6 protein-coding genes are annotated in these 5431 nt (G+C 63.2%); 5 read left to right on the top strand and 1 reads right to left on the bottom strand.

Translation table 11 applies throughout. The annotated features are described in order from the left end of the window. The 3 genes from EN750_RS16815 to EN750_RS16805 form a co-directional block, all read left to right on the top strand. Positions 1-434: ATP-binding cassette domain-containing protein (locus EN750_RS16815; protein ID WP_145967721.1), on the top strand; the 434-nt coding region annotated here is incomplete at its 5' end. Further along, complete coding sequence (locus tag EN750_RS16810; protein ID WP_127381746.1) at positions 431-1246, top strand: ABC transporter permease; 816 nt, start codon at positions 431-433, stop codon at positions 1244-1246. The genes EN750_RS16815 and EN750_RS16810, both read left to right, overlap by 4 nt. 39 nt (positions 1247-1285) lie before the next feature. After that, the gene (locus tag EN750_RS16805) at positions 1286-2296 is read left to right on the top strand and encodes an ABC transporter substrate-binding protein (RefSeq protein ID WP_127397075.1); all 1011 of its coding nucleotides are present in this window, start codon (positions 1286-1288) and stop codon (positions 2294-2296) included. A 38-nt stretch (positions 2297-2334) separates the two neighbouring features. Here EN750_RS16805 and EN750_RS16800 read toward each other — a convergent pair whose 3' ends face one another. After that, on the bottom strand, positions 2335-2733 hold the full coding sequence (locus tag EN750_RS16800; RefSeq protein ID WP_245482726.1) for a hypothetical protein: 399 nt from the start codon (positions 2731-2733) through the stop codon (positions 2335-2337). Between the two features lie 127 nt (positions 2734-2860). Between EN750_RS16800 and EN750_RS16795 the strand changes: the two genes are divergently transcribed. Together EN750_RS16795 and EN750_RS16790 are read left to right on the top strand one after the other, a co-directional pair. Beyond that, the gene (locus EN750_RS16795; protein WP_127397073.1) at positions 2861-3889 is read left to right on the top strand and encodes a BMP family protein; all 1029 of its coding nucleotides are present in this window, start codon (positions 2861-2863) and stop codon (positions 3887-3889) included. A gap of 77 nt (positions 3890-3966) precedes the next feature. Continuing rightward, positions 3967-5431: ABC transporter ATP-binding protein (locus tag EN750_RS16790; protein WP_145967719.1), on the top strand; the 1465-nt coding region annotated here is incomplete at its 3' end.

The following is a 5431-nucleotide window of genomic DNA, read 5'->3' as shown; positions in this document are numbered from 1 at the left end:
GGCAGGAGATGCTGGAACTGGTCGGGCTTGGCGACAGCGCCCACAAGCGGCCAAACGAGCTGTCGGGCGGCATGCGGCAGCGGGTCGCCATTGCACGGGCCCTGGCGCTCGATCCCGCAGTCCTGCTGATGGACGAACCGTTCGGCGCGCTCGATGCCATCACCCGCGATTCGATGGGCCAGTCGCTGCTGGAGATCTGGCAGCGGACCGGCAAGACGATCGTGCTCGTCACCCATTCCATCGACGAGGCCATCCATCTGTCGCGCCATGTTCACGTGCTGGGGATCAAGCCCGGGCGGATCACCGAGAGCCTCGACATTGCGCTGCCTTATCCGCGCGACCTGTCGGTCACCGAAGATCCGGAGTTCGTCAGGCTGGTGGTCCAGTTGCGAACGATGCTGCGCTCCAGTCATCAACCGGGAGGCGCGTCTTGAGCGACCAACCCATCACCGACCTTTCCGAGCCGCGCCTCGCCTCCAGCTGGAGTGCGGCGACCGGCAGCTGGCTTCCTGCGGTCATCCTGCTGCTGGTGACGATCGTGCTGTGGGAAGCGGCCGTGCGGGTCTTTGCCATATCCGCTTTCATTATTCCCGCTCCGTCCGAGATCGCGAAGTCGCTGGTCGCGCAATGGGGCACGCTGATGCAGGCGACGCTGGTGACGGCGGGCGAGATCCTGTTCGGCTTCCTGGTCTCGGTCGTGGTCGGCATCGCCATTGCGCTGCTCATCGTGCGCTTCGATTGGTTGGGACGCGCCCTTTATCCGCTGGTGGTGCTGTTCCAGAACGTGCCGAAAGTCGCGCTCGCGCCGATCTTCATCCTCTGGTTCGGATATGGACTGGCGCCCAAGATCGGCCTGATCCTGGTCATCGCCTTCTTCCCGGTGACGCTCTCTATGCTGGCCGGCATGCAATCGGTCGACCGCTCGCTGCTGTCGCTGATGAATTCGGTCGGGGCCAGCCAGACGCAGATCCTGTTCAGGATCCGCGTTCCGCACTCGCTGCCGAACCTTATGGCCGGAACCAAGATCGCCGCCACGTTGAGCGTGATCGGCGCCATCGTCGGCGAATTTGCCGGGGCGTCGGACGGTCTCGGCTACGTCATCCAGTTCGCTTCGACCCAGCTCGACACGGCGCTGGTCTTCGCAGCGCTGCTGCTCGTTTCCGTGCTTGGCATCGCCTTCTACTACGCCGCCGAAATCCTCGAACGCATCGTGGTGCCGTGGGCGCCGAAATTCAGCCAGTCCTAGGCCCACTCGATCAACCAAATTCATAAAGGGGAACAAAACATGCTGAGACGGTCACTTATCAAGGCAGCTACCTTGGCAGCTTTTGTCGGCGCGCTCGGCTTCTCCAGCGCGGCTCTGGCGGCCGACAAGGTCAACGTCCAGCTCGACTGGGTGGTGCGCGGCAATCACGCCATGTTCTTCGTCGGCAAGGAAAAGGGCTTCTTCGCCAAGAACGACATCGATGTGGCCGAGATCCGCAAGGGATCCGGCTCGCCGGACGCGATGCGGCTGGTGGGCAATGAGAACGCGGATTTCGGGTTCGGCGATCTTCCCACGCTTGCCGTCGCACGGTCGCAGAATGTCCCGGTCGTGGCGCTGGCGGCCGTCAATCAGCACTCGCCGCTGGGGATCATTTCGCTGGCCAAGACGCTGAAGCTCACCAGGCCGTCCGACCTCAAGGGACTGACCATCGGCATTCATCCGGCCGGTTCCACCTACATCTTCTTCAAGGGCTTCCTGGCCGCCAACGGCCTGACCGAAAAAGACATGACGCTGAACAGCGTCTCGCCTCCCTATGAAAGCTATTTGCTGCTGGGCCGGGTTCAGACCGTCGTCGGCTATATCGATGCGGAGGTTCCCGAACTGGAAGCGAAGGCCGGAGGCCCCGGCTCGCTCAGCATCATGATGGGGGCGGACCATGGGTGGAAAGCCTATGGCTCGGGCCTGTTCACCTCGCAGGCGATGATCAAGGACAAGCCGGACGTCGTGCGCCGCTTCGTCAGGGCATACAGGGAGGCCTTCGACTATGTCGTGGCACACCCGGAAGAGGCTGCCGAGATCACCGCCAAGGCGGCGCCCGGCTATGCGGAGAAAAAGGATGTGCTGCTGGCGCAGATCAACGCCGACATCGCATCGACGTTCAGCAGCCCTGACACAAAGGAACACGGTCTCGGCTGGATGACCAAGACGCAGTGGGAGGAGACCCTGAAGACGCTGACGGACCAGGGCGTGCTCAAGGCGGCTCTGTCGGCGGACGACGTCTTCACCGACGCATTCCTGGCAAAAGAATAAGGGGCGCGCGGTGTTCGAACGGAAAGCTCGATGAGCGCCTACCGGCAGACAAAGCTGTCCCGCGCGATGCCGCAGGACACATCACGCTCGCCTTTCGCCGCATGGGTGCGGTCGAGCGTGACCTGCACGCGGGTGGCATATGCGCGGCTCGCCAGACCGCACCACAGCCGCTCGACGGGCAGGTTCTCGCGTTTGTCGTTGAGGATCGTGAACGTGCCGGTCTTCGCATCGAACCAGAGCTCGACGCGGGTTTTCTTGCCCGGCTCGACCGTTGCGATCCCGGCTGAATACCAGTGGGCGAAGTCGGCGTTGCAGGAGAGGCTTTCGCTGCCCGCATTCGAAATCGTCAACGGAACCATGTCGAGCCCGTCAGTGCCGGTGCGGACGGTGACATGGTGCAACTCAACCGCGTTGGCGAAGGACGACAACGCCAGCATCACCGGAAGGGCATAACGGATCTTCACTTTGCCTGAGCTCCATAATGTAATTTTTCCTAGGCAGTCTATCTCGCTTTTGCGCAATAACAATAAGAATATTGATTGGTGAAACAACAGAGAGGGTAACATGTTTAAGCTTCTTAAGAGCAGTGTAAGTGCAGCTATATTGACCGGTGTCTTGATGAGCGGCGCGCTTGCCGGCGAGGTCAAGTCGATCGCCATCCTGACGCCCGAAGAAGGCACGGACTATGGCTGGAACCAGCAAGGCATCGACGCCGCCAAGGCGGCGGGCAAGGCCGCCGGCGTCGAAGTGGTCGTGGCCCAGGGCCTCGGCTATGGCGATGTTCGTCCGACCTTGCGGGAACTTGCCTCCGACGGCGCCAGCCTGTTGATCGCGCATGCCAGCGGCTACAACACCTCGGCGCCCGAAATCGCCAAGGAACTGAAAGTTCCGGTGGCGATCGTCGACACGCCAGCCGGCCTGGAGAAGGGCCTCGTCGCCGACTACACGCTGAGCGGCCACGAGGGTGCCTATCTGGCCGGCCGTCTCGCCGCCAAGGTGTCGCGTTCCAAGTCGGTCGGCATCGTCGTCTCGGGCGAACCGCCATCGTGGAATTCGCAGTCGGCGGCGTTCGCACAAGGCGTGAAGGCGGAAAATCCTGACGTCAAGATCACCTATGCGGTGATCGGCCCTGCCGCCTACAGCGATGCGGCCGGCGGCAAGCGCGTCACCGAAAGCGTGATCGCATCGGGTGCCGACATCATCTTCGGCCAAGGCAACGGTTCGAGCTTCGGCATGCTGCAGGCGGTCGAGACGACCAAGGCAGCCGATGGCGGCAAGGTCTATTTCATCGACGTCATCGGCGACAAGTCACCGATCGACAAGGGCTTCCTGCTGTCGTCGGTGGTGTGGAACATCGAGCCGGTCTATGCGGCCATGATTGCCGACCTGAAGGCCGACACGTTCGGCACCAAACACTATACGATCGGCCTCAAGGACGACTCGGTCAAGCTGCTGAAGACCGCTGCGATCCCGGACAATGCCTGGACGGAAATCCAGGCGCTGCGCGAGGACGTCATTTCCGGCAAGATCAAGGTTGAGCCGGTCTATGACGCGGCCGCCGTCAGGGCATTGATGACCAGCGTCGCCCAGTAAGGCGATCACGGTCGGCTGCCGGAGGGGTGATCCGTTCACCCCTCCGGACGATTCCTGTTTTTTGGTGCTGGGCTTTCATGAGCGGTTTTTCTTCATCGTCCGTTGCAGGGCGCGACATCGTCGCGCTTGAAGGCGTGACCAAACGGTTCCCCGGCATCGTTGCCAATGACAGCGTCGACCTGTCGATCCGCCCGGGCGAAGTGCATGTGTTGCTGGGCGAGAACGGCGCTGGAAAATCGACACTGATCGGCATGTTGTCCGGCCTGCAGCAGCCGGACGAAGGACGCATACTGGTCGACGGCAAACCGACGCCGATCACCTCGCCGCGCCATGCGCTGGCACTCGGCATCGGCACCGTATTCCAGCACATGATGCTGGTGCCGACGCTGACGGTGGCAGAAAATCTCCTGCTTGGCGGGCCGTGGTGGCAGCGCCCCAGGACCGAGGAACTGGCGGCGCGCGTCGCCGAGATCACCGGCACGCTCGGCATCACCGTCAAGCTTCAAGCCAAGGTATCGGAGTTGTCGCTCGGCGAGCAGCAGCAGGTTGAGATTCTGCGCGCGATGCTGCGCAACAGCCGGCTGCTCATCCTTGACGAGTCCACCTCCATGCTGACGCCGAAAGGCATCGACGAACTCGGCGCACTGATGCGCCGCCTTGTCGAGCAGGGCCTGGCGATCGTCTTCATCACCCATAAGCTCAAGGAGGCGGCTGCCTTCGGCGATCGCATCTCGGTGCTGAAGCTCGGCCGCAAGGTCGGCGAGATCCCGCCCGAGCGGTTTCGCGCGCTGGGCGAACAGGAGATCGTCTCGGAGATCGTGGAATTGATGTTCGGCAAGCAGAAGGATGATCCGGAAGCCGTCGAGCGTCCGGTCCGCACTGCCCGAGCAGAAGCGGCCCCGCTGCTTCAGGTCGCAGATCTGGCGGTCGCGCCGACGGACAATGCGCCGGGCCTGTCGTCGATCTCCTTCGACATCCGCCCAGGCGAGATCCTGGGCATTGCCGGCATCGACGGCAACGGCCAGAAGCAACTGGCGGAAGCGCTGGCCGGCCAGCGTACAGCCACCAGCGGCTCGGTGCGGCTGGACGGCGCCGCCATCGAGACGCTAAGCGTCGGCGAGCGCCGCCGGCGCGGCCTTCGCTACCTGACCGACGACCGGCTGGGCGAGGGCACTGTCGGCACCTTCCCGGTCTCGATCAACTTCTTCCTCAAGCAGGTCGGTGCGGCCCCGTTCTGGCGCAACGGCGTCGAGCAGCGCGCGGAGATTGACAAGCGCGCCGCGCAGCTCGTGCGCGAATATGACGTGCGTACGCCGAGCCTGAAGACGCCTGTCGCGAGGCTGTCCGGCGGCAACATCCAGAAGGTGCTTCTGGCACGGGAACTGGCTGAAGGCGCCAAGGTGGTGATCTTCAACAAGCCGACCTACGGTCTCGATCTCGCCAACACTTTGGCGTCGCGCCAGCGCATTCGCGACACGGCGGCGCGTGGCCTTGCCGTGCTGCTGATCTCCACCGACCTCGAGGAATTGCTTGGTCTGTGCG

This window comes from Mesorhizobium sp. M7A.F.Ca.ET.027.03.2.1, from assembly GCF_003999175.1.
Taxonomy (GTDB): domain Bacteria; phylum Pseudomonadota; class Alphaproteobacteria; order Rhizobiales; family Rhizobiaceae; genus Mesorhizobium.
Note: the sequence above shows the minus strand (reverse complement) of the source record. Positions and strands in the feature narration are given on the sequence as shown.